Source organism: Aquimarina sp. I32.4 (genome assembly GCF_002924285.1).
Classification (GTDB): Bacteria; Bacteroidota; Bacteroidia; order Flavobacteriales; family Flavobacteriaceae; genus Aquimarina.
Genome location: NZ_PGUB01000022.1, coordinates 21207 through 42166 on the forward strand (window position 1 = coordinate 21207; position 20960 = coordinate 42166).

16 protein-coding genes are annotated in these 20960 nt (G+C 32.0%); 9 read left to right on the forward strand and 7 right to left on the reverse strand.

What is annotated here, in order from left to right:
- The first annotated feature begins 28 nt into the window (after positions 1 to 28).
- The 5 genes from menD (at position 29) to CVD18_RS07020 (ending at position 4276) form a co-directional block, all read left to right on the forward strand.
- Positions 29 to 1753, forward strand: a complete 1725-nt coding sequence (gene menD / locus CVD18_RS07005; RefSeq protein ID WP_103864732.1) for a 2-succinyl-5-enolpyruvyl-6-hydroxy-3-cyclohexene-1-carboxylic-acid synthase — start codon at positions 29 to 31, stop codon at positions 1751 to 1753.
- A gap of 110 nt (positions 1754 to 1863) precedes the next feature.
- Positions 1864 to 2205: a DUF2853 family protein gene (locus CVD18_RS07010; protein ID WP_103864733.1), complete on the forward strand. Its 342-nt coding sequence runs from the start codon at positions 1864 to 1866 to the stop codon at positions 2203 to 2205.
- A gap of 114 nt (positions 2206 to 2319) precedes the next feature.
- A complete protein-coding gene (locus CVD18_RS07015) occupies positions 2320 to 3153 on the forward strand; it encodes a S1 RNA-binding domain-containing protein (RefSeq protein ID WP_103864734.1) in 834 nt (277 codons plus the stop codon).
- Positions 3154 to 3359: 206 nt separating this feature from the next.
- The gene (locus CVD18_RS22330; RefSeq protein WP_146052723.1) at positions 3360 to 3674 is read left to right on the forward strand and encodes a hypothetical protein; all 315 of its coding nucleotides are present in this window, start codon (positions 3360 to 3362) and stop codon (positions 3672 to 3674) included.
- Positions 3675 to 3766: 92 nt separating this feature from the next.
- Positions 3767 to 4276, forward strand: a complete 510-nt coding sequence (locus CVD18_RS07020) for a ferritin (protein WP_103864735.1) — start codon at positions 3767 to 3769, stop codon at positions 4274 to 4276.
- Between the two features lie 90 nt (positions 4277 to 4366).
- On the opposite strand, the gene CVD18_RS07025 is transcribed toward CVD18_RS07020, so the two are convergent.
- The gene (locus CVD18_RS07025; RefSeq protein ID WP_103864736.1) at positions 4367 to 4801 is read right to left on the reverse strand and encodes a hypothetical protein; all 435 of its coding nucleotides are present in this window, start codon (positions 4799 to 4801) and stop codon (positions 4367 to 4369) included.
- Between the two features lie 225 nt (positions 4802 to 5026).
- On the opposite strand from CVD18_RS07025, the gene CVD18_RS07030 reads away from it, so the two are divergent.
- The 3 genes from CVD18_RS07030 (at position 5027) to CVD18_RS07040 (ending at position 7169) form a co-directional block, all read left to right on the forward strand.
- Positions 5027 to 5221, forward strand: coding sequence for a LodA/GoxA family CTQ-dependent oxidase (locus tag CVD18_RS07030; RefSeq protein WP_103864737.1), 195 nt, complete (start codon positions 5027 to 5029; stop codon positions 5219 to 5221).
- Between the two features lie 295 nt (positions 5222 to 5516).
- A complete protein-coding gene (locus CVD18_RS07035; RefSeq protein WP_199185053.1) occupies positions 5517 to 6359 on the forward strand; it encodes a 1,4-dihydroxy-2-naphthoyl-CoA synthase in 843 nt (280 codons plus the stop codon).
- 213 nt (positions 6360 to 6572) lie between these two features.
- Complete coding sequence (locus CVD18_RS07040; protein WP_103864738.1) at positions 6573 to 7169, forward strand: hypothetical protein; 597 nt, start codon at positions 6573 to 6575, stop codon at positions 7167 to 7169.
- Between the two features lie 10 nt (positions 7170 to 7179).
- On the opposite strand, the gene CVD18_RS07045 is transcribed toward CVD18_RS07040, so the two are convergent.
- From CVD18_RS07045 to uvrA, 4 genes are all read right to left on the reverse strand, one after another.
- Positions 7180 to 9594, reverse strand: coding sequence for a thiamine pyrophosphate-dependent enzyme (locus tag CVD18_RS07045; RefSeq protein WP_103864739.1), 2415 nt, complete (start codon positions 9592 to 9594; stop codon positions 7180 to 7182).
- A 196-nt stretch (positions 9595 to 9790) separates the two neighbouring features.
- Positions 9791 to 12619: a metalloprotease gene (locus CVD18_RS07050; protein ID WP_233194494.1), complete on the reverse strand. Its 2829-nt coding sequence runs from the start codon at positions 12617 to 12619 to the stop codon at positions 9791 to 9793.
- 98 nt (positions 12620 to 12717) lie between these two features.
- The gene (locus CVD18_RS07055) at positions 12718 to 13407 is read right to left on the reverse strand and encodes a TIGR00730 family Rossman fold protein (protein WP_103864740.1); all 690 of its coding nucleotides are present in this window, start codon (positions 13405 to 13407) and stop codon (positions 12718 to 12720) included.
- Positions 13408 to 13426: 19 nt separating this feature from the next.
- Positions 13427 to 16261: an excinuclease ABC subunit UvrA gene (uvrA, locus tag CVD18_RS07060; RefSeq protein WP_103864741.1), complete on the reverse strand. Its 2835-nt coding sequence runs from the start codon at positions 16259 to 16261 to the stop codon at positions 13427 to 13429.
- A gap of 564 nt (positions 16262 to 16825) precedes the next feature.
- On the opposite strand from uvrA, the gene CVD18_RS07065 reads away from it, so the two are divergent.
- The gene (locus CVD18_RS07065) at positions 16826 to 18931 is read left to right on the forward strand and encodes a M12 family metallo-peptidase (protein ID WP_103864742.1); all 2106 of its coding nucleotides are present in this window, start codon (positions 16826 to 16828) and stop codon (positions 18929 to 18931) included.
- A gap of 43 nt (positions 18932 to 18974) precedes the next feature.
- Here the strand turns inward: CVD18_RS07065 and CVD18_RS07070 are convergent, their stop codons facing one another.
- Both CVD18_RS07070 and aroB read right to left on the reverse strand, forming a co-directional pair.
- Positions 18975 to 19694 (reverse strand): hypothetical protein, encoded by a 720-nt coding sequence (locus CVD18_RS07070; protein WP_103864743.1) that lies wholly within the window; start codon positions 19692 to 19694, stop codon positions 18975 to 18977.
- A gap of 154 nt (positions 19695 to 19848) precedes the next feature.
- The gene (gene aroB, locus CVD18_RS07075; RefSeq protein WP_103864744.1) at positions 19849 to 20919 is read right to left on the reverse strand and encodes a 3-dehydroquinate synthase; all 1071 of its coding nucleotides are present in this window, start codon (positions 20917 to 20919) and stop codon (positions 19849 to 19851) included.
- Between the last annotated feature and the right edge of the window lie 41 nt (positions 20920 to 20960).

Consider the following 20960-nt stretch of genomic DNA (forward strand, 5'->3'; position numbering starts at 1 on the left):
AGTATGATATCGTAATTTAGCCCTTCTAATGAAGAAACGCTTATATTCAAAAATTCCTTTAGCTCAATCTATAGTTGCCTTATGTGAGGCAAAAGGAATTAACCATATTGTTATTTCTCCGGGATCTCGTAACGCACCTTTAACTATTGGTTTCAGTGAGCACCCTAATATGCATTGTTACAGCGTTGTAGATGAAAGATGTGCTGCTTTTTTTGCATTGGGGATAGCACAACAAATACAACAACCAGTTGCTCTTGTATGCACTTCAGGAAGTGCTTTATTGAATTATTACCCAGCCATTTCAGAAGCATTTTATAGTGATATTCCTTTGGTAGTTTTGAGTGCAGATCGACCTATAGAAAGGATTGATATTGGTGATGGTCAAACAATTCGTCAAAAAAATGTTTTTGCAAATCATATTTTATACTCTGCCAATTTATACTCAGAAATAGTTGCAGAAACCACAATAAATGATCAAAAAGTAAAACAAAAGCAAAGAGAAGCTCAAAAACATAATGAGAGAGAAATTAATCTAGCATTAAATAAAGCTGTCAAAGAGAAAGGACCAGTACATATCAATATTCCTTTTTATGAACCATTATATGATAAGCTGGATACACCCACAGTGACTCCTAAGAATATTCCTGTAGAAAATTCTCATTACCATTTTTCTGAAGATCTACAGTCTGAGATGCTTACAGAATGGAGTAAGGCAAAGCGGAAATTGGTATTGATAGGGGTAAGTTCTCCAGAAATGATAGATCAAAAATGGATAGAGTACTTATCTAAGGATCCATCTGTTTTAGTATTAACAGAAACAACATCTAATATTCACCATCATTCACATATTAATTGTATCGATCAATTAATCTCTAGTTTGACAGAAGATGAATTTATAGAGCTACAGCCAGATATCCTATTAACAATAGGAGGGATGGTAGTTTCAAAACGAATAAAAAACTTTTTGAGACAGTATCAACCTAAACTACATTGGCATATTGATCCAAAAAAAGCGTTTGATACTTATTTTTGCCTTACTGAACATATTAAACTACAACCTACAGTGTTTTTTACTCAATTTTTTAAAGATATAATGTTAACTCAAAGTGATTATAAATCAACTTGGGTAGCTATTAGAGATCAAAGAAGAGTAAAACATACCACATACCTTGGTCAAGTTTCATTTACTGACCTCAAGGCATTTGAAGCTGTTTTCAAAGGTATTCCAGATGAACAAATGGTGCAGTTAAGTAACAGTTCAACAGTTCGTTATGCACAATTATTTACATTAAATTCTACATTCAAAGTGTTTTGTAACCGAGGTACCAGTGGTATAGATGGCAGTACCTCTACAGCAATTGGAGCAGCTTTAGCCTCTAGAATTCCTACTACTTTACTTACAGGAGATCTAAGTTTTTTTTATGATAGCAATGGGTTATGGAATGAATATATACCTTCTAATTTTAAAATTATTGTGATCAATAACGGAGGAGGAGGGATATTCAGGATTTTACCAGGTAAAGAAAATAGTACTAATTTTGCTACATATTTTGAAACTTCTCATCAACTAACGGCTGTTCATCTAAGTAAAATGTATGGATTTGAATATACAACCGCATATACTCTTGAGGAAGTTGTAAAAGGAACTCAAAAAATCTATGCTGCAGATAATAAACCTCAATTGCTAGAGATTTTTACTCCCCGAGAAGAAAATGATGGTTCTTTAGTCGGTTATTTTAGGTCTTTTGTCTAAAAACTACGTTTTTATATACTTAAACTATTTATTATTCATTAATTATTAATCTATATTTGAGTTAGAGAATTAATTAAAAGAAAACTAAAAACCTAAAACATTATCATCTTATGAGTAAAAGAGACGAATTAATTACAAAGTACGCTGCTGACATTAAAGATAAAATAGGTCAAACACCTGATATGGACCTTCTAACCAAAGTTACAATCGGCTGTGGACCTGCCATCTATAATGCAGATGCCGCTACAGTATCCGGTAGCGATCCAAGTGAATTAGAAACAGTAAAGAAAAATTTCTTAATCAAAAAATTAGGATTATCTGATGGTCCAAAATTGGATGAAGCTATTGCTTCTGTGATGGAAACTTATGGTAAGTCTAACCGTAATAAATACAGAGCTGTAGTATATTACTTATTAGCAAAACATTTCGGAAAAGAATCTATTTATAACTAGAATCTCCGATTATCATAACACAAAAAAAGGGTGTAGCTTATCGCTACACCTTTTTTTATTTAATTTTGAATACTCTAGAAGATTAAAAAATTATCTTTGCGCAAAAATAAAGGTATGCTTGCATTAGGAGTTTATAACACATTAGAAATATTAAGAGATAGAGAACCTGGTATTTTCTTGGGAGATGAAGAAGGGAATGAGGTTTTACTTCCTAATAAATATGTACCCGAAGAATTCGAAATTGGTGATAAAATCAAAGTGTTTGTATACTTGGATAGTCACGAACGTGTTGTGGCGACGACTCTAGAACCTTTTGCAACAGTAAAATCATTTGCTTATTTAAAATGTACAAGTGTATCTCCTGTAGGAGCTTTTATCGATTGGGGGCTAGAAAAGGATCTTTTTGTTCCTTTTAAAGAGCAAGCCTCTAAGATGAGAGTAGGGAGTTGGTATCTTGTTTATGTGTACTTAGATGAAGAAACAAATCGACTGGTAGCATCAAGTAAAACCAATTCATTTTTAGATAACTCATTGGTTTTATTATCATCCTATGACGAAGTACACCTTATTGCCTCTCATCCCTCTCCACAAGGATGGAATATGATCGTGAATCAAAAATATCTTGGATTAGTGTATGCTGATGAAATTTTTCAGAAAGTAACACCAGGAGATGAGCTTACAGGGTTTATCAAAAAAGTTAGACCCGATGGTAAAATAGATCTCACCTTACAACGACATGGGTATCGAAGTATAGAACCTAATGCAGATCTTGTATTAAAAGAACTGCGTGCTAGTGGTGGTTTTATAGATCTTAATGATAAATCAAACCCCGATGATATTAAAGAGGTGTTTCAATTAAGTAAAAAAAGCTTTAAGAAAGCTATAGGTACTTTATATAAAGCAAGAAAGATTACTATCGAAAAAGATGGAATTAGACTCGTAGATTAAGTCATAAGAAATAAAAGAAAACTATACAAATACACTGTTTTAATTCTAATATTGTTACTTATTAATTTGATTATAAAGTTTGTATGTGTTGTTTTTTTTGCTGTAATACTACTACAGGTATCTTTGTGAAGATAATAAAGGAAAAATTGACTGTAATTTTATTTGTATTAAATCTAAATAATGATTAATTTAGCCACCACGAAGCTATGGATCTTATTTTTTCTTCTACATATTATACATCATATCAATCGACTACAGAGCGATGCTACTATATTGATTTTGGTCATAAAGTAATCAGAGTTTCTTTTTGTCAATTATTAAGCTTACGGTACAAAGCAAAGCAGATGTCGTCTATAGAATATATAGATAATTTACTCAATAAATATAATGATACTGTGTTGCTTACTTTCTGTGATAATCAGCACCTTATTTTATTAGATACACTTATGGTATTGGATTTTATAGACTTTATAAAAGGCACATTTACCATGATAGAACTTAATGCAGAGCTTGTGTCCTAAGCATTGTTATTAGATTTAGACTTACTATAAATTAAATACTACCCCTGTTTTGTAGCTGTATTTTCTATACTTTTATAGAAAATTATAAAGAAATGGAAAACCTAACAAGACAAGAAATAAGCATTAATCTAGAAGTCATGGATATGCTTAACGAGCAAATTGCAAAAGAACAAAGAGCATCATCACTATATTTGGCTATGGCTTCATGGTGTGATCAAAGAACACTTGTAAATAGTGCTTCTTTTTTTTACAAACAAGCAGAAGAAGAAAGAGAACATATGATGAAAATTTTTAAGTTCATCAACGATACAGGTGGATCTGCATATTCTCCAGTTGTTTCAGATCTTACACATGAGTTCTCTTCTCTTAGAGAAGTTTTTGAGACAGCATTAGGACATGAAATTACCATTAGCCAGTCCATTTATAAAATCGTAGCAAAGTGTAGAAAAGTTAATGACTTTGGGGCGGAAAACTTTTTAATGTGGTTCGTAGAGGAGCAACTTGAAGAAGAAGAGACTCTTAAAGATATTCTTGATATGTTTGACCTATCAGGAGATATGCCATTACAATACATCGATGAAAGAATTCCTGTAGGGAAATAATAGATTTCATTTTAATGCATTAAACAAAATTCTTGTGTTTCTAAAATAAATAAACTCGGTTGTTTGAATATATTCAGATAATCGAGTTTTTTAATTTTCAAAATTAGGATCAGAGTACAGGTAGCTTCGATAAAACAATCGAGCATCCCTATAAGCTGTGTTTTTTAAACCACTGCTATTGTATCTTGTATTTCTATTTGAATTATATGCACGACCAGATACTCTAAACCCAGAAGCTTTAGACTTTGGTATCTGTGTTATATTATGCTTCAAAGTTTCTCCTTTAGGTTTTTTTGCCACCATCATAAACATAGAATTATTTTTCTTTCTTAAATATTGTTGTCTTAAATCAATATTTAAATCTACTTCTGTAAGTTGATAGTTTTTTCCTTTTATTTCTTCTTCATGCAATAATATTGGAGCGCCCAATTCTTGCCATTCTATAACGATTGATTGTAAAGATGGTTCTTGTCCAAAAGAAAATAGACTTATGCAGATACTGCATAATGATATATAAATTTTCATAGAGATAAATATATTATATAATCATTAAAAAACAATAGTATTTGATATCTATATTAGGATAAAATAATCATTCATGTTTTATATATAAAATACGAATGATATTGTTCTAAAACAACTGTTTTTATTTTGATTGCGAGTTTTTTAAGTCTAAATTTGATAGAAACAAGAAATAACACACCTAACGTATTTTAGAGTAAATGCGTAATAATAACGAACTTAAATTATATGAAAAACGATGAAATTAATAGCATTGTTATTTACCCTCCTATTGGTATATCCCGAATAGGAAATTCTCAAGAGTATTTTTTATCCTCTGATATCTCTGGAGTTTCTACTGAACCTACAGGAGGTTTTAAGGATTCAGAAGGAAGAGTAAAAAAACAAGTCGCTCGATTAGGGTATATGCATTTTAATCTCTGAAGGTTTAATTCCTCTAGGCTTGTCTGGCACGAAGAGGATAGTTTGAAAACCGATGGTTTTCATTAAGAAAATTAGAATTCGTACAAATGCCTCGTATGCTTGCATCGAGGAGTTTTATTTGTACACCATCAAAAAATTAAATTGTATTACTCTATTTTTGAATTTTCTTAAGAATATGATTTATAATGATAAATAAATTCGGCTGATTTATTTTTGATCACAAATACAAAAAAAATAGTATCAATATTTATAAGAACATATATTATAGTATTTTTGAAATCACAAAAATTATATAATGAGTTCAATAGACTGGAAAACTGTAAAAGAATACGAAGATATCACCTACAAAAAATCAGGAGGTATTGCTCGAATAGCCTTTAATAGACCTAATGTGCGTAATGCTTTTAGGCCAAAAACAACAAGTGAACTTTATGATGCTTTTTATGATGTACAGGAAGATACATCTATAGGAGTTGTTTTGCTTTCTGCAGAAGGGCCATCTACAAAGGATGGTGTGTATAGTTTTTGTAGTGGAGGAGATCAAAATGCAAGAGGACATCAAGGTTATGTAGGAGATGATGGGAGACATCGATTAAATATTTTAGAAGTTCAAAGGCTTATAAGATTTATGCCAAAAGTTGTGATTGCTGTAGTGCCTGGTTGGGCAGTAGGAGGCGGGCATAGCCTACATGTGGTTTGTGATCTTACATTGGCAAGTAAAGAACATGCAATATTTAAGCAAACAGATGCAGATGTTACTAGTTTTGATGGAGGATATGGGTCAGCATACTTGGCAAAGATGGTAGGACAGAAAAAGGCCCGTGAAATTTTCTTTTTAGGAAGAAATTATTCTGCACAAGATGCTTATGAAATGGGAATGGTAAATGCTGTAATTCCTCATGAAGAACTGGAAGATACCGCGTATCAATGGGGATTGGAAATTCTAGAAAAATCTCCTACTTCTATAAAAATGTTGAAATTTGCAATGAATCTTACAGATGATGGTATGGTTGGTCAACAAGTATTTGCTGGCGAAGCTACTCGATTAGCATATATGACAGATGAAGCTAAGGAAGGAAGAAATGCTTTTCTAGAAAAAAGAAAACCTGATTTCAAAGATATTAAGTGGATGCCATAATCCTAATATGGTAAATAAAAAAAAATAATTACAAAGAAGATAGTAGTTAAAATAAGCTTTTAAATAGAATAAAAGTTAAGTGGAAATTATATTATTTGTGTAATTATTATTATATTCAAAACTGTAGATTTGACTAAAATTAATTATTAGTAAAACTCTTTTTGAGTTTTGTTTTTTAGTATATGTATACAATTTTTATAATTCGCCCCCACAATGAATATTAAAGATGAAGATTTACTGTCTTTGCATTACCAAATAGAAAAAGCTGAAACCAAACAAAAGAAGCTTGAAGATTTACTTGTTCTAGAATCCAACAGTCTAAAAGAAAGTAAAAAAGCTATTTGGGTATTAGGTGTATTTTCGTTAGCACTTCTTTTATTAGTTATTTTTCTTACCATTCGCCCCAATTACTCGTTAAAAACCTCTAAGTCAAACGCAATTGCTTATAATGATAGTAGTTTGAGGATTTCTTCTTTAAAAAAAGAGATAGTGTCGTTAAAACAAGAGAGAAACAGTATCAAGGAAATAAAAGATCTCTATTTCTATAGAAGTTTGATCAATAAAGATACTGTATACTCTGTACAGTTTAAAGCTTTTAGTAATAAAAAAATTCCTTCTATATCAAATAAATATACAAATACACTTATTTATAATGATACTTCTTATTTTAAAATGAGTTTAGGTATTTTTGAAACACTGGCAGAAGCTCAAAATTTCAGAAAAACACTAATCAATTCAGGGTTTGATAAGCGCATCTTTGTAATTTCTTACAAAGATGGCAAACGCTTAAAAATCGAAAATTATCAATAATATTTCTTTATTATCTTAATTGAGGGAACTTTGTGGGATCAACCTCATTCATAATTGTATACACATTTTCAAAGATGTCTTCTGTAGATGGTTTACTGAAATAATCTCCATCCGTTCCAAAAGCTGGTCTATGTGGTTGCGCGCTCAAAGTTTGAGGTTTGCTATCTAAATGTTTGTATATATTTTGTTCATCAATTAATTTATGTAGAATATACCCTGTGGCACCTCCTGAAACATCTTCATCAATAATCAATAATCGATTGGTTTTTTCAACACTTTTTACAATATCATGAGCAAGATCAAAAGGAAGTAATGACTGTACATCAATCACTTCTGCATTGATGCCTACAGATAATAATTCTTTTGCAGCTTGCTCTACCAATCGAAGGGTAGAACCATATGATACCAAAGTAATATCAGTTCCTTCTTTAATAGTTTCTACAACTCCTAGAGGTGTTCTAATTTCAGGTAAATTAGATGGCATTTTTTCTTTAAGTCGGTATCCATTAAGACATTCTATCACCACTGCAGGTTCATCACTATCCATTAATGTATTATAAAAGCCTGCTGCTTTCATCATATTTCGTGGTACTAAAATATGAATCCCTCTCAATAGATGGATTAAGCCTCCCATTTGTGATCCAGAATGCCAGATTCCTTCTAGTCTATGACCTCTTGTTCTTACAATTAAAGGAGCTTTTTGTTTAGCAAACGTTCTATATCGTAGTGTAGCAAGGTCATCACTTAGTCCTTGTATACAGTATAATATATAGTCCAAGTATTGAATTTCAGCAATTGGTCTGAGTCCACGCATGGCCATACCAATTCCTTGACCTAATATGGTAGCCTCTCTAATTCCTGCATCAGAAATTCTGATTTCTCCAAACTTTTCCTGTAGACCTTCTAAACCTTGATTTACATCTCCAATCTTACCACTATCTTCTCCAAAAATAAGAGCTTCAGGAATTCTATTAAAGAGTCCTTCAAAATTATTTCTTAGAATTAATCTACCATCAACCTCTTGGCTATCGTCATTATATACAGGAGCAACTTCTTTTATCCTGATAGCTCCAGAATCACTTTCGTTATGTAGGTGATCACTGTATTTTGGTTGAACAGTTGCTATATAATTAGTAACCCATTGCTGTAGGGTGGTTTTTTCTGTATAGTTTTCCTTAACAATATATCGTAATGTTTTTCTTGTAGCTTCAAGAATATCTTTTCTAATAGGTTCTTCTTTTGATGCCAAAGTATCAATAAAAGGAGAGATGAAATTTTTATTTTCACTTTTAGCTTCAATAGACTTTAGAATATCTAAAGCTTCTTTTTGTTCTGCTTTAATCTCAGAGATATAAGCGTTCCAAGCTTCTGTTTTTCCTTTTCTAACTTCTTTTTTTGCAGCTTTCTCAAAATCAATAAGCTCTTCTTCTGTTGCAATATTGTGATCTACAATCCATTCTCTGAATTTCTTGTTACAATCAAATTCACGCTCCCAATTTAAGCGTTCCTCACTTTTATAACGTTCATGAGAACCAGAAGTTGAATGTCCTTGTGGTTGCGTTAATTCTTTTACATGAATAATAACAGGAATATGTTGCTCACGCGCTAATTTATCAGCTTTTTCATAGGTGTCGATTAATGCAGGGTAATCCCAACCATTTACTTTGAAAATTTCATAGCCTTCATGATTTTCATCTCGTCTGAATCCTTCTAGAATAAGAGAAATATCTTCTTTTGTAGTTTGGTGTTCTGCATGCACAGAAATCCCATACTCATCATCCCATACACTTACTACCATTGGTACTTGTAAAACACCACCAGCATTTATAGTTTCCCAGAATAAACCTTCACTAGTACTTGCATTTCCTATGGTTCCCCAAGCAACTTCATCTCCTTTGATTGAGAAATTAGTATAATCAGCAACACTTTTCTCATTACGATATACTTTTGATGCTTGTGCTAGCCCTAATAATCTTGGCATTTGCCCTGCGGTAGGAGAGATGTCTGAGCTAGAATTTTTTTGCTCAGTTAGCTTTTTCCAAGTGCCATCTTTGTTAAGACTATGAGTAGAAAAATGACCTCCCATTTGTCTTCCTGCGGCAAATGGCTCTTTATCTATATCTGTATGTGCGTATAAACCAGCAAAGAACTGATTGACATTATATTTATCAATAGCCATCATAAAGGTCTGATCTCTATAATATCCAGATCTAAAATCTCCATTTTTAAAGACTCTAGCCATTGCAAGTTGAGGCAATTCTTTTCCTCCACCAAAAATTCCGAATTTGGATTTACCTGTCAATACTTCACGTCTACCCAACATACTACATTCTCTACTAACCAAAGCGATTTTGTAATCTCTGATAATTTGATCTCTGTACTCTTCGAATGAAATATTGGATGAAGTAATGGTTTCAGGCTGCATGTGAACGAATTTTTTAATGGTTTGCAAATTTAGCTAAAATACTGGCCATTTGCAAGGAAGAGTTTCTTAAATTTTTTGAATATAATTCAAATAAAACGATGTTTTGTTAATAAATCATCGTTTTTGGGTTGATTTTCAGGTATTGATTAACAAATGTTTAAAATTTTCACATTTGTTTTTTTCAATTTCATAATAATCAATACCATTCTCTTGTAAAAAGACCTATTAATGTCTGCGGGCTAAGTGTGATTATAAATCTAATTTGTTCCTCATAATTGGGTTGTGAGATTTCCCAACCTTTGTTTGAAACAACGGGTAAGAACAGTTCAAAATAATCAGCGACCAAACTCAATCGTATTCCCGCATCATATACAAATTTGGGAGAAACCCCTTTATTTTTCACAAAACCAACATCACCGTATGCGTATATCCAATTCCAGATATTGGTATTTGCATTTATAGTTGTAATCCATTGGTTTGCAAAAGGATATTTAAGTTTCGACTTAAAACCTCCTTCTGCCAAAATAATTTGTTGGCTTACTAGGCCTTTTTCTTCACTACGGCCAAGGTAGCTATAGTCAAAGAGATAATCTGTAGGCCTGTCTAGAGCAAAGCTAAAAAAGTCCCCGTCTTTGCTTGTGTCATTAAAGAGGAAAGAACCTGCAAAAAAACGTAGGTTTAATTGTCGATTATTAAGAAATAATTTTCTGTAGTTTATAGTGGTTGAAAACTTACTGAAATTTTTAGATAATTGATAATCTATAGTGTATCCAAGAAAACTAATCAGGTTAAAATCAGAATAACTATATCTGGCATTAAAAACATTATAATCTGGAGTAGTCACAGGATTTTCTTTGTCTTTATCTCTAAAAACATTAATATTCCTTAATAACAATCGTTTTTTTTCATTTGATCTTAAATCTTTGGGTCTGAAGTAAAAGCTTAAAGAAGAAGAAAATCTTTTGAATAATAGATCGGGAGCATAACTAAACATACTACCATTTACACCATAGCGTATTTGGTATAAGCCATGTTCTGATAATTGTTTTCTATGGAATATAGCCGCAGATCCCAGTAATTTATTTGATTTAAACCCATATGCAGGAGATATGGAATATTCAATATTTTTTTTGATAAAAGATTTATTATAAAATTTTGAAGCCAGAGTGAATCCATCGTATACATTAAATTCAATTTCAGGGATAAAAAATATCTGACTATATCTAGGGTCTTCAATATCTTGTAAAATCCTAAATTGAATTGGTTTATTAAAAATCCATTTCAAATTCCGGTAATTATTACGTCTGTTTATTTCTGGAATATTCTGATCGTAATCTAATACTAATTTATTAAGGTTTTCATTAGCTATTTTTACTTTTTTTGTTCCGTTTACTCCAAGTACCCATGTTTTTGAAACTACATCTTTTTTTCTTAAGCCATATAAAGATATAGGCATATTATTATCACCATTATTTTTGATAGTTACTTCTATAGAGTCTTTTTCTTTTTTAACAGATTTTATTTTAAAATCAATTTTTTTATTAGAAGATATAAAATCCTCAAAAAACCATGTTACATCTTTTGGGGATAAAGAAGTAAGGTTTTTTTGATATTCTTTGGAGCTAGTGTGTTTTAATAAGTTTTGGGTATAAAAGTTTTTAATACTTTGATCTACAATATTATCGTCTCCTAAATAATCTTCTAGGTATTTAAAGCCTACTCCTGACTTATAGGCATTAGCAATATTTTTATTGAATTTAACTAGTTCGTCTTGTGGAGCAGATAATGGTTGGTCGAGAAATAGCCTAGCCATATTTTTATAACCAAGAAAATATTGATCATTAAATTTAAGGTCTGCGATGTGAAACCATCGTACACCAATTACCTTACTGAGCTTACCGATAATTTTCATTTCGGGATAATACTGTTCAGTATATGACATCATTAGATATACGTGTATAGCATCTTTTATCCAAGTATCATATCTAGGGTTTATGAGTAGTGTTTTCTCAAGATATTTTTCTGTTATTGTTTTTAGTTGTTTAATTTCATATTGAAAACCATCAGGAAAAGGTCTTAAGATATCAGGTAATTGGTTTAATCCGTATACAGGGTTGTTTTTATAATCATTTTCTGATACTAATATTTTATCAAATGGATACGGCCCTAATTTTTTTTGTAAGAATTTTAATATTTTATCTGTTGCCACAGATTTCATTTCAGGAATAAGGTCATCGCCATCAATATTACTAACAAGGTCAATATTTCCAGATTTTGAAGTATAAAAAGATGATGTTTTCTCTAGATATAAATTAACATGATTTCTATTATTACCTGTAAGTAGTACTGTTTTATTAGTTTTGTCTTCAGATAAAAGGGTGGTTTCTTGTTTTAATTCACTAGCAACCTCATAAGAAGATGGTAACGTAAAATTAATTTTGTAATTAGCTAAAGGAGTGTATAAATCATTTAGATTTTTATGGCTATAAATATTCCATTTGGTATTGTATACAGCAGGTTGTAAATACCAATACTTTAAACTAAAGTTTCCGTTTTGATGATATCCATAGCGAGTAAATTTATCACTAGGAATTTTAATTTGATATTTTAAAAGGAGTGTTTCACTCTCTCCTGGGTAAATTGGTGAAGTAGGAGTGATCCATAAAATATCTTGTGCATCATCATGCCTTCCCCAGTGTAATGATTGAAGTTTTGTGTTGGTTACCTTTGTAATTATAGTAGCTCCTCGTTCTTCATTTTTTGCAAAATAAAATCGTTTTATAAAATCCTCTGCAAATCTCTTACCTAATGGGGTTTTTTTATCTAAAAAACTGTTAGCCCAATCATGAAAATATAATTTTGATAGCGTATCTTCTGATGAATTTTTATAGGTAACTTCCTGTGTTATTGTTAGTACCTTTTTTTGGATATCTAGAGATGCATTAATATTTATATCGTGTTGTGCTGACAAGGAGGTCAGCACAAAAAAAATAATTACAAAACTATATATTTTTACAGTATTCAAGTTTTATTAAAGCCTTTTTCAATAGATACAATAATGGGGGATATGTTACCCCAGTGTGAATTTTTAGATATTAATAACTGGTTTTATGGTAAAATATTTTAGAAATTAGGACTTAACTTATATTCTCCATAGAATTTATCCAAAATTTGTAATACTTCTTCAGGAGTGTCTACTACATGAATCAAATCCATATCCCCTGAACTGATATTTCCAAATTTTTCTAATAACGTACTTTTTACCCAATCAATAAGTCCTCCCCAGAACTCTGTACTTACAAGTATTATTGGAAATTTTGCTATTTTCTTGGTTTGTATTAATGTTATTGCTTCAAATAACTCATCCAAGGTTCCAAACCCTCCTGGCATTACCACAAATCCTTGAGAGTATTTTACAAACATTACTTTACGCACAAAGAAATAATCAAAGTCAAGACTTTTATCATTATCAATATAAGGATTATCATGCTGTTCAAAAGGGAGATCTATATTAAGACCAACAGAGGTTCCTCCTGCAAGGTGCGCTCCTTTATTACCAGCTTCCATAATACCAGGACCACCACCAGTAATGACACCATATCCATGATTTACAATTTTTTGAGCAACATCTACAGCCAATTTATAGTATTTGTCGTCTGTTTTTGTTCGTGCCGATCCAAAAATAGATACACAAGGTCCTATTTTACTCATCTTTTCAAATCCATTGACAAATTCTCCCATAATTTTGAAGATTGCCCATGAATCATTTGTTTTTATTCTATTCCAGCCTTTGTGATGTTGTTCTTTTCTCATAAATTTTGTCTTTGTTGGTCTATGTGTTTAATTCTTTCTTTAAGAATTTTGCTGTATAACTTTTTTTGTCTTTTACAATTTGCTCTGGTGTACCAATGGCAACTACTTTTCCTCCATTTTTACCTCCTTCGTAACCAATATCAATAATATGATCTGCCATTTTGACTACATCTAGATTGTGTTCAATAATCAAAACAGTATTTCCTTTATCTACTAATTTATTTAATACTTCCATGAGAACACGTATATCTTCAAAATGTAAACCTGTAGTTGGTTCATCAAGGATATAAAATGTATTACCTGTATCTCTTTTAGATAATTCTGTTGCTAATTTTATTCGTTGTGCTTCTCCTCCAGATAATGTGGTGGATTGCTGTCCTAGCGTTATATACCCAAGACCAACGTTTTGTATTGTTTTTAGTTTTCTTGAGATTTTAGGAATATGTTCAAAAAACAAACAAGATTCATTAATCGTCATTTCTAATACATCAGAAATTGATTTTCCTTTATATCGTATTTCTAGTGTTTCTCTGTTGAATCGTTTTCCTTGGCAGGTTTCGCATTCTACATATACATCTGGTAGAAAATTCATTTCTATTACCCGTAATCCCCCTCCTTTACAGGTTTCACATCTTCCGCCAGCTACATTAAAACTAAACCGCCCTGGTTTGTACCCACGAATCATTGCTTCTGGTGTTTTGGCAAATAGGCTTCGTATCTCTGAGAATACACCAGTATAAGTAGCAGGATTGGATCTTGGTGTTCTACCAATTGGAGATTGGTTAATATCAATGACCTTATCTGCATGTTCTAGCCCTTTGATACTTTTATAAGGCATTGGTTTTTTGACTCCATTAAAATAATAGGCATTGAGAATAGGGTAGAGGGTCTCATTGATAAGAGTGGATTTACCACTGCCAGAGACTCCTGTTACTGCTATCATCTTTCCTAAAGGAATGTCTATAGAAACATTTTTTAGATTATTTCCGGTAGCTCCTTTTAATGAAATTGTTTTTCCGTTTCCTTTTCTACGTTTAGGCGGAATTTCAATTTGTTTTTTTCCACTTAAATATGCTGCCGTAAGTGTATCATGTTGGTGTAATTCTTCTGGAGGCCCTTCGCTAATTATTTCTCCTCCATGTTTTCCTGCCAAAGGCCCTATGTCTATCACATGATCGGCCTTTTCTATCATATCTTTATCATGCTCGACTACTATTACAGAGTTTCCTATATCTCGTAGTTGAATAAGTGAATTAATTAGTTTTTCATTATCTCTTTGATGTAGCCCGATACTAGGTTCATCAAGAATATACAGTACACCAACTAATTGCGAACCAATTTGAGTTGCCAAGCGAATACGTTGTGCTTCTCCACCAGAAAGAGATTTACTACTTCGATTCAAAGATAGATAGGTAAGCCCTACATCTATTAGAAATTGAAGTCTTGCATTAATTTCTTTTAAAATCTCTCCTGAAATCTGATTTTGTTTATCACTTAAATGTTTAGGGAGTACCTTGAACCACTTAGAGAGTTCAATGATATCCATTGCAGCTAATTCTGCTATATTTTTATTATTAACTTTGAAATATAAAGATTCTTTGCGTAATCTTGACCCTTCACAAGATTGGCATTGTACATTATCCATAAAATCTTTTGCCCATCGTTTTAATGAGGTAGAATCATTATTGGTATATGTATTCTCTATAAAGGTAGCTATTCCCTCAAAATCAATTTTATAATCTCTTTTAACACCAAGGCTTTTGCTGTTAACTGTAAACTTTTCTTTCCCTCCGTAAAGAATAATTTGCATAGCTTCTTTTGGAATCTTTTTTATGGGATCGCTTAATTTAAAGTTATATCGTTGTGCTATGAGTTCTAGCTGTTTAAATATCCAGTTGTTTTTTTGAGGCCCCTGCGGAGCTAATCCGCCATTTTTGATAGACTTTGAATCGTCGGGGATAATCTTTTTTAAATTTACCTCATAGAGATTGCCAATCCCATTACATTTAGAGCATGCCCCTTTTGGAGAATTAAAAGAGAAGTTATTAGGCTCTGGATTGGGATAAGATATCCCACTAGAAGGGCACATCAAGTTACGACTAAAGAAACGCACTTCTTGAGATTCCTGTTCGATTATCATCAATACGTCGTCACCATGATACATTGCTGTATTAATAGTTTCCATAAGACGCTTAGAGTTTTCTTGCTCTTCATTTACAGCTAGTCTGTCAATTACAATCTCAACATCATGAGTTTTGTATCGATCAAGCTTCATTCCTTTGGTAATATCTTTGATTTCTCCGTCGGTACGAACTTTTACAAAACCTTGTTTTGCAATTTGCTCAAAAAGCTCTCTATAGTGTCCTTTTCTAGATCTTACTACAGGAGCTAGTATATTTATTCTCTTACCTAAAAAGTCTTTTAAAATCAGGTTTTTAATCTGCTCATCACTATAGCTGACCATTTTTTCTCCTGTATTATAGCTATAGGCATCACTTCCTCTAGAGAATAATAACCTGAGAAAGTCATAAATTTCTGTAATCGTACCTACTGTACTACGAGGACTCTTACTAGTTGTTTTTTGTTCTATTGCTATAACTGGAGAGAGCCCGTCTATCTTATCTACATCAGGTCTTTCTAATCCTCCTAGAAATTGTCTTGCATACGCAGAAAAAGTTTCTATGTATCGCCGTTGACCTTCTGCATATATTGTATCAAATGCCAGAGATGATTTACCTGACCCAGATAATCCAGTGATAACCACTAGTTTTTCACGAGGTATTGTGATGTCAATATTTTTTAAATTATGAACACGCGCTCCTAAAACTTTGATATTTTCTTCTGATGTGACCATAAAATTTTAACCAAGATTGCAAATGTAGGTATTTGTACGCGGTTTGTAAAATGAGTTTCGTTTGGGTTTTATCTATTCACTATTTTATATTGCAAATGCAAAAGGCGAACTACAATATGAAGAACCTGTTTTGCAACTAAGTTGCTTTAAAACAGGAGGTTGTGGTGATTTGTTATGTTAAATCGTGTGCTATTTTTCTTTCATACAAAACATTAAGTTTTGATAGAAGGTTTATTTATTAAATGCATTAATAAATAAAACAAAAGACTATAATACAGATGCTTATGATTGAAAAATGGCTAATCAACTAAATAGAGTAAAATTAATAATGATCATTTTTATCATTTTTTTTATGGAAAACATATTTATAATATCTATTATTTAATAAATTAACAAAAATAATGGGTATAATTTAATTTAATTATGTTTTCGGAAGCTTTTGTTGAGAAGTTCTTAAAATGAGTAAATTAGTAATTCACAAACTCTTTGAAGTTTTTCTGATTAGAAACTTAGATAGCCCAAACTAATCGGTATAGAAATTCTTCAAAACAAAAACTAATTACGATGAATAACATATTCAAAATTGCAATTACCTTTTTTTTGGTAATTAATTTTATGCATGCTCAACAGCCGCATAAGCCAAGTGATATTGTGGCGCAAAAAAAATCTCAAGGAATCACTTTTCAAGATGTTAATTTGTTTAGCTTAACTACTAAGCAAAAAGCAAATGTTCAAATTCCTAAAGAAGTAAAAGAGTATACTATATTCTCTTTGAATTCACAAAAGTTTGCCTCATTCAAATCAAATGTTCCTGAAGCGATGAATTTAGAAATTCCAGGACAAAAATCAGCTATTGTTCTTGAGTTGGTTAAAGTAGATATTACCACAGAGAATTTTGAGGTTATAGAAATGCCTTCTGGAAAAAAAGTAGTTCCTGATAAAACGATTTCTCATTATAGAGGTGTAGTAAAAGGAAACCCTAATTCTATTGCTGCGATAAGTTTGTCAGGCGACGAAGTAGCAGGTGTTGTTAGTCTAGAAGGAAGACATGGTAACCTTGTTATAGGTCAACTGGATCATAGTAAGGCACATATTGCATATCAAGATGAAGATATTAGTTATCTCAACGAATTTGCATGTAGATTAGTAGGAGAAGAGAATATGAAGGAGTATACAGAAGAACAATTGTTTGGTAATGCAAACAATAAAGCGGCTGCAAAATGCCCTGAAATATTCTTTGATATCGATACAGATATTGTTCAAGATAAGGGAGGGAGTCAAGGGGCTTCAAACTTTATTCAATCAGTATTTAATCAGGTTGCTACATTGTATTCTAATGAAAATATAACAATCAAGCTTTCTGGAATGAAAACTTGGACTTCCTCAAAACCGTTTAGTAATACACTAGATAGCTATAGAGCATATAGAAACCAAAATAGTTTTAATGGGGATCTTGGTCATTTTGTAACATATAATTTTTCTGGCGGAGTAGCCTGGGTAAATGCATTATGTGGATCACGTAAATATGCTGTATCCGGTATTGATAAAAATTATAGTAATGTTCCTACATATTCATGGTCTGTAGGGGTAGTTGCTCATGAGTTGGGACATAATTTTGGTTCTCATCATACGCATGCTTGTAGATGGAACGGTAATAATACGGCTATTGATGGTTGTTATACAACAGAAGGTGGATGTGCTAAACCTGCAATACCATCTGGTGGAGGTACTATAATGAGTTATTGTCATCTTACAAATGTTGGAATTAACTTTACCAAAGGTTTTGGTTCTCAACCAGCAAATGTAATGCGTAATTTTATTAGTTCCTCTAGTTGTGTTGGTACTTGTGGAGGTGGTGGTTGCTCTAATGGTGATGCTGTTACAGTAACTTTTAGAAACAATACGAATTGTACATTACAGTATTTTAGAAATAATGCTTCGCAATTCTCTATCAACTCTGGTCAAACCAGACAAGTATCTACTACTGTAGGAACTAATTGGGAGGTCAAAAATACTACAAACAGCTCTGTTGATAGTTTTGCTATTCAGTGTAATCAAAATGAGTATACATCTACAGATAATTGCTCTGGTGGTGGCGGAACTTCATGTGATGGGGTGAGACCTTGGTCTGCTTCTGTAACGTATTCTTCTGGAGATAGGGTTACGTATCAAGGTCGCTTGTATGAATGGACAGGAACAAGTTGGAATAACCTTGGGGCATGTCCTAGTGCTCCTTCTGATCCATGTGCAGGAATAGCTATGTGGTCATCTACAACAACATATTCTGCTGGTAATCAGGTAACTTTTGAAGGTAGCTTATATGAGTGGACTGGTGCTAGATGGAATAATTTGGGCGCTTGTGGAGCAGCACGTTCGCAGAATATTTCTCCTCCAATGAATGGTAAAAACACAAAAGAACTTGATGTATCTGCATACCCTAACCCTGTGCATGATATTCTTACTGTAGAGATAAAGAACTTATTCTATGGTGCTTCTAAATTATCGATTAAGGATGTTAATGGTAGAACACTTAAAGAAATAGAGTTACGTACTTCTCCAGGAGGAAAAGCACAGCATACAATAGATGTAAGTGCCTTATCTCGAGGAATGTATTTTGTTCAGGTGTCAAATGCCAAGAGAACAACTACCAAAAAGATATCTATAAAATAATAAATGTTATAATTTGGGCTATAATGAGGGTGGAGTGTAAGCTTCACCCTTTTTGTTTACGGGGATTACTCCATGCTTTTAGGTTGGTAATTGGTATCCCAAAGCCTAATAATCTATGTTGCTGTGCCAAATACGCACCACTTTCTGTACTATCCCAATTTTCCCAAGTTGCCTCAAGACCTCCTATTGGAATAATTGAAACCCACATTTTATAGCTTATAGGTAGGTAATTGCTATCTACTTTCCATAGATATGAATCTCCAGGTGTTTTACCACCAGAAGAATATGTAACTAATAAAGCTTTAGTGTTATTTTCTAATGTGACTAATTTACGAACTGTTCCTTGATCAAAGAGCTTGTGTGGAGCCACTATCCAAAAAGAGTCATTATAAAAATTGTTGATTGCTTTTTTAATAATTTTTCTAGAAGATTTTTTAGAGCTTAGAACTTTATTTTTTTTAGGATTCTTAAGATCTAAATATATTTTATGATCATCAAACTCAACAACTACGGTATTGTTTTTTTTATTCCATAAATAATGATTCTTCTTTCTAAAAGTCCATTGCAAGTACTCTGTCTTTAAATATTGACTGTGTTTTACTGCTTTTTGGATTTTTAAAGCAAAATTATCTGCTTCTATACCTGTTTTTCCTTCCGGAAGCTTTTCATGTAGTGAGAAGTATAAGGTAGCTCCAGTGATACTAATAATTGTAAATACGCTTATTACAAGTATTTTTAGAAGCTTTAAGAATTTTCTTTTCAAGAGAGATATTTATATTTTTTGTTCCAACTAAGTTACTACAAATTAAATATTTATTTAGTGAGGGGGCTTCTTTTGAGTTTTTAACTATGAATAAATATGATTGAACTTTTGATTGTAAAGAACAAAAAAATATTTTTTTAAGCTTACGTTCTGTTTATAATGAGGCATAATACCCAAAAGATTGAAGTATTAATTCATCAGGAACAATACAGTTGTATTTAGCTTCTCCAATGGTAGAAAGTAATACAAAATAAATATTTCCTTTTTCATTCTTTTTGTCGTGTATGAGCAATGATATAATACTTTGATAATCTGTAGGGTTTATATCTATTTTAGGAAATGTAGCGAGAATAATCTCACTAATATTTTGTAATTGATTTTTGGTAAGTGACAGTAATTCTGTAGAAATAAATGCCTCCATAATCATTCCTATAGCAATAGCTTCTCCGTGTAACAATGTAGGCTTTTCAGGATGTGTGAGATAGAATGACTCTATTGCATGTCCTAATGTGTGCCCAAAATTCAAATATTTTCTAATATTTTGTTCAGTAGGGTCTTCAGTAACAATTTTATTTTTGATTACTACAGAATCATAAATCATTAGATCCAGATCCTCTAGGGTTAATTGAGAAAGATCACTTATTTTATCCCAATATGATTTATCTTGAATTAATCCATGTTTCAACATTTCTGCAAAACCACTACACATTTGATTTGTAGGTAGTGTAGAAAGATACTCTGTGTCAACCAAAACCATTTCAGATTCACTGATAACACCTATCATATTTTTTAGATTCCCTAAGTCTACACCTGTTTTTCCTCCTACGGATGCATCTACCATAGCAAGGAGTGATGTAGGAATATTGATGTAACTAATACCTCTTTTATAGGTACATGCTATAAAACCTCCTAAATCTGTGATCACACCACCTCCTAGATTGATCATTAGGCTCTTTCTGTCCATCCCCAATTCTGATAGTACATTCCATACTCCACTACAGGTTTCAATATTTTTATGAATTTCTCCACTTTCTATTTCTATAACCTCTATATCGTATTCTTTTTCAATTTTACTCATTAATAACGATAAACAGTATTCATGAGTATTGTCATCTACTAGAATGCATATTTTTGAATGGTTGGCTTTTGCTAAATAAGTATTTAAAGCAGTATAACATTCTTGACCAAAATATACGATTGAATCTTTTGAAACTATGGGCTTCATATGGTATAAAATTATAAGAAGCGAAATTAAGCAGAATTTAT

What these genes read in the sequence shown, in the direction of transcription:
- menD (WP_103864732.1), top strand. Translation starts at nt 29, where the DNA reads ATGAAGAAACGCTTATATTCAAAAATTCCTTTAGCTCAATCTATAGTT.
- CVD18_RS07010 (WP_103864733.1), top strand. Translation starts at nt 1,864, where the DNA reads ATGAGTAAAAGAGACGAATTAATTACAAAGTACGCTGCTGACATTAAA.
- CVD18_RS07015 (WP_103864734.1), top strand. Translation starts at nt 2,320, where the DNA reads ATGCTTGCATTAGGAGTTTATAACACATTAGAAATATTAAGAGATAGA.
- CVD18_RS22330 (WP_146052723.1), top strand. Translation starts at nt 3,360, where the DNA reads ATGGATCTTATTTTTTCTTCTACATATTATACATCATATCAATCGACT.
- CVD18_RS07020 (WP_103864735.1), top strand. Translation starts at nt 3,767, where the DNA reads ATGGAAAACCTAACAAGACAAGAAATAAGCATTAATCTAGAAGTCATG.
- CVD18_RS07025 (WP_103864736.1), bottom strand. Translation starts at nt 4,801, where the DNA reads ATGAAAATTTATATATCATTATGCAGTATCTGCATAAGTCTATTTTCT.
- CVD18_RS07030 (WP_103864737.1), top strand. Translation starts at nt 5,027, where the DNA reads ATGAAAAACGATGAAATTAATAGCATTGTTATTTACCCTCCTATTGGT.
- CVD18_RS07035 (WP_199185053.1), top strand. Translation starts at nt 5,517, where the DNA reads ATGAGTTCAATAGACTGGAAAACTGTAAAAGAATACGAAGATATCACC.
- CVD18_RS07040 (WP_103864738.1), top strand. Translation starts at nt 6,573, where the DNA reads ATGAATATTAAAGATGAAGATTTACTGTCTTTGCATTACCAAATAGAA.
- CVD18_RS07045 (WP_103864739.1), bottom strand. Translation starts at nt 9,594, where the DNA reads ATGCAGCCTGAAACCATTACTTCATCCAATATTTCATTCGAAGAGTAC.
- CVD18_RS07055 (WP_103864740.1), bottom strand. Translation starts at nt 13,407, where the DNA reads ATGAGAAAAGAACAACATCACAAAGGCTGGAATAGAATAAAAACAAAT.
- uvrA (WP_103864741.1), bottom strand. Translation starts at nt 16,261, where the DNA reads ATGGTCACATCAGAAGAAAATATCAAAGTTTTAGGAGCGCGTGTTCAT.
- CVD18_RS07065 (WP_103864742.1), top strand. Translation starts at nt 16,826, where the DNA reads ATGAATAACATATTCAAAATTGCAATTACCTTTTTTTTGGTAATTAAT.
- aroB (WP_103864744.1), bottom strand. Translation starts at nt 20,919, where the DNA reads ATGAAGCCCATAGTTTCAAAAGATTCAATCGTATATTTTGGTCAAGAA.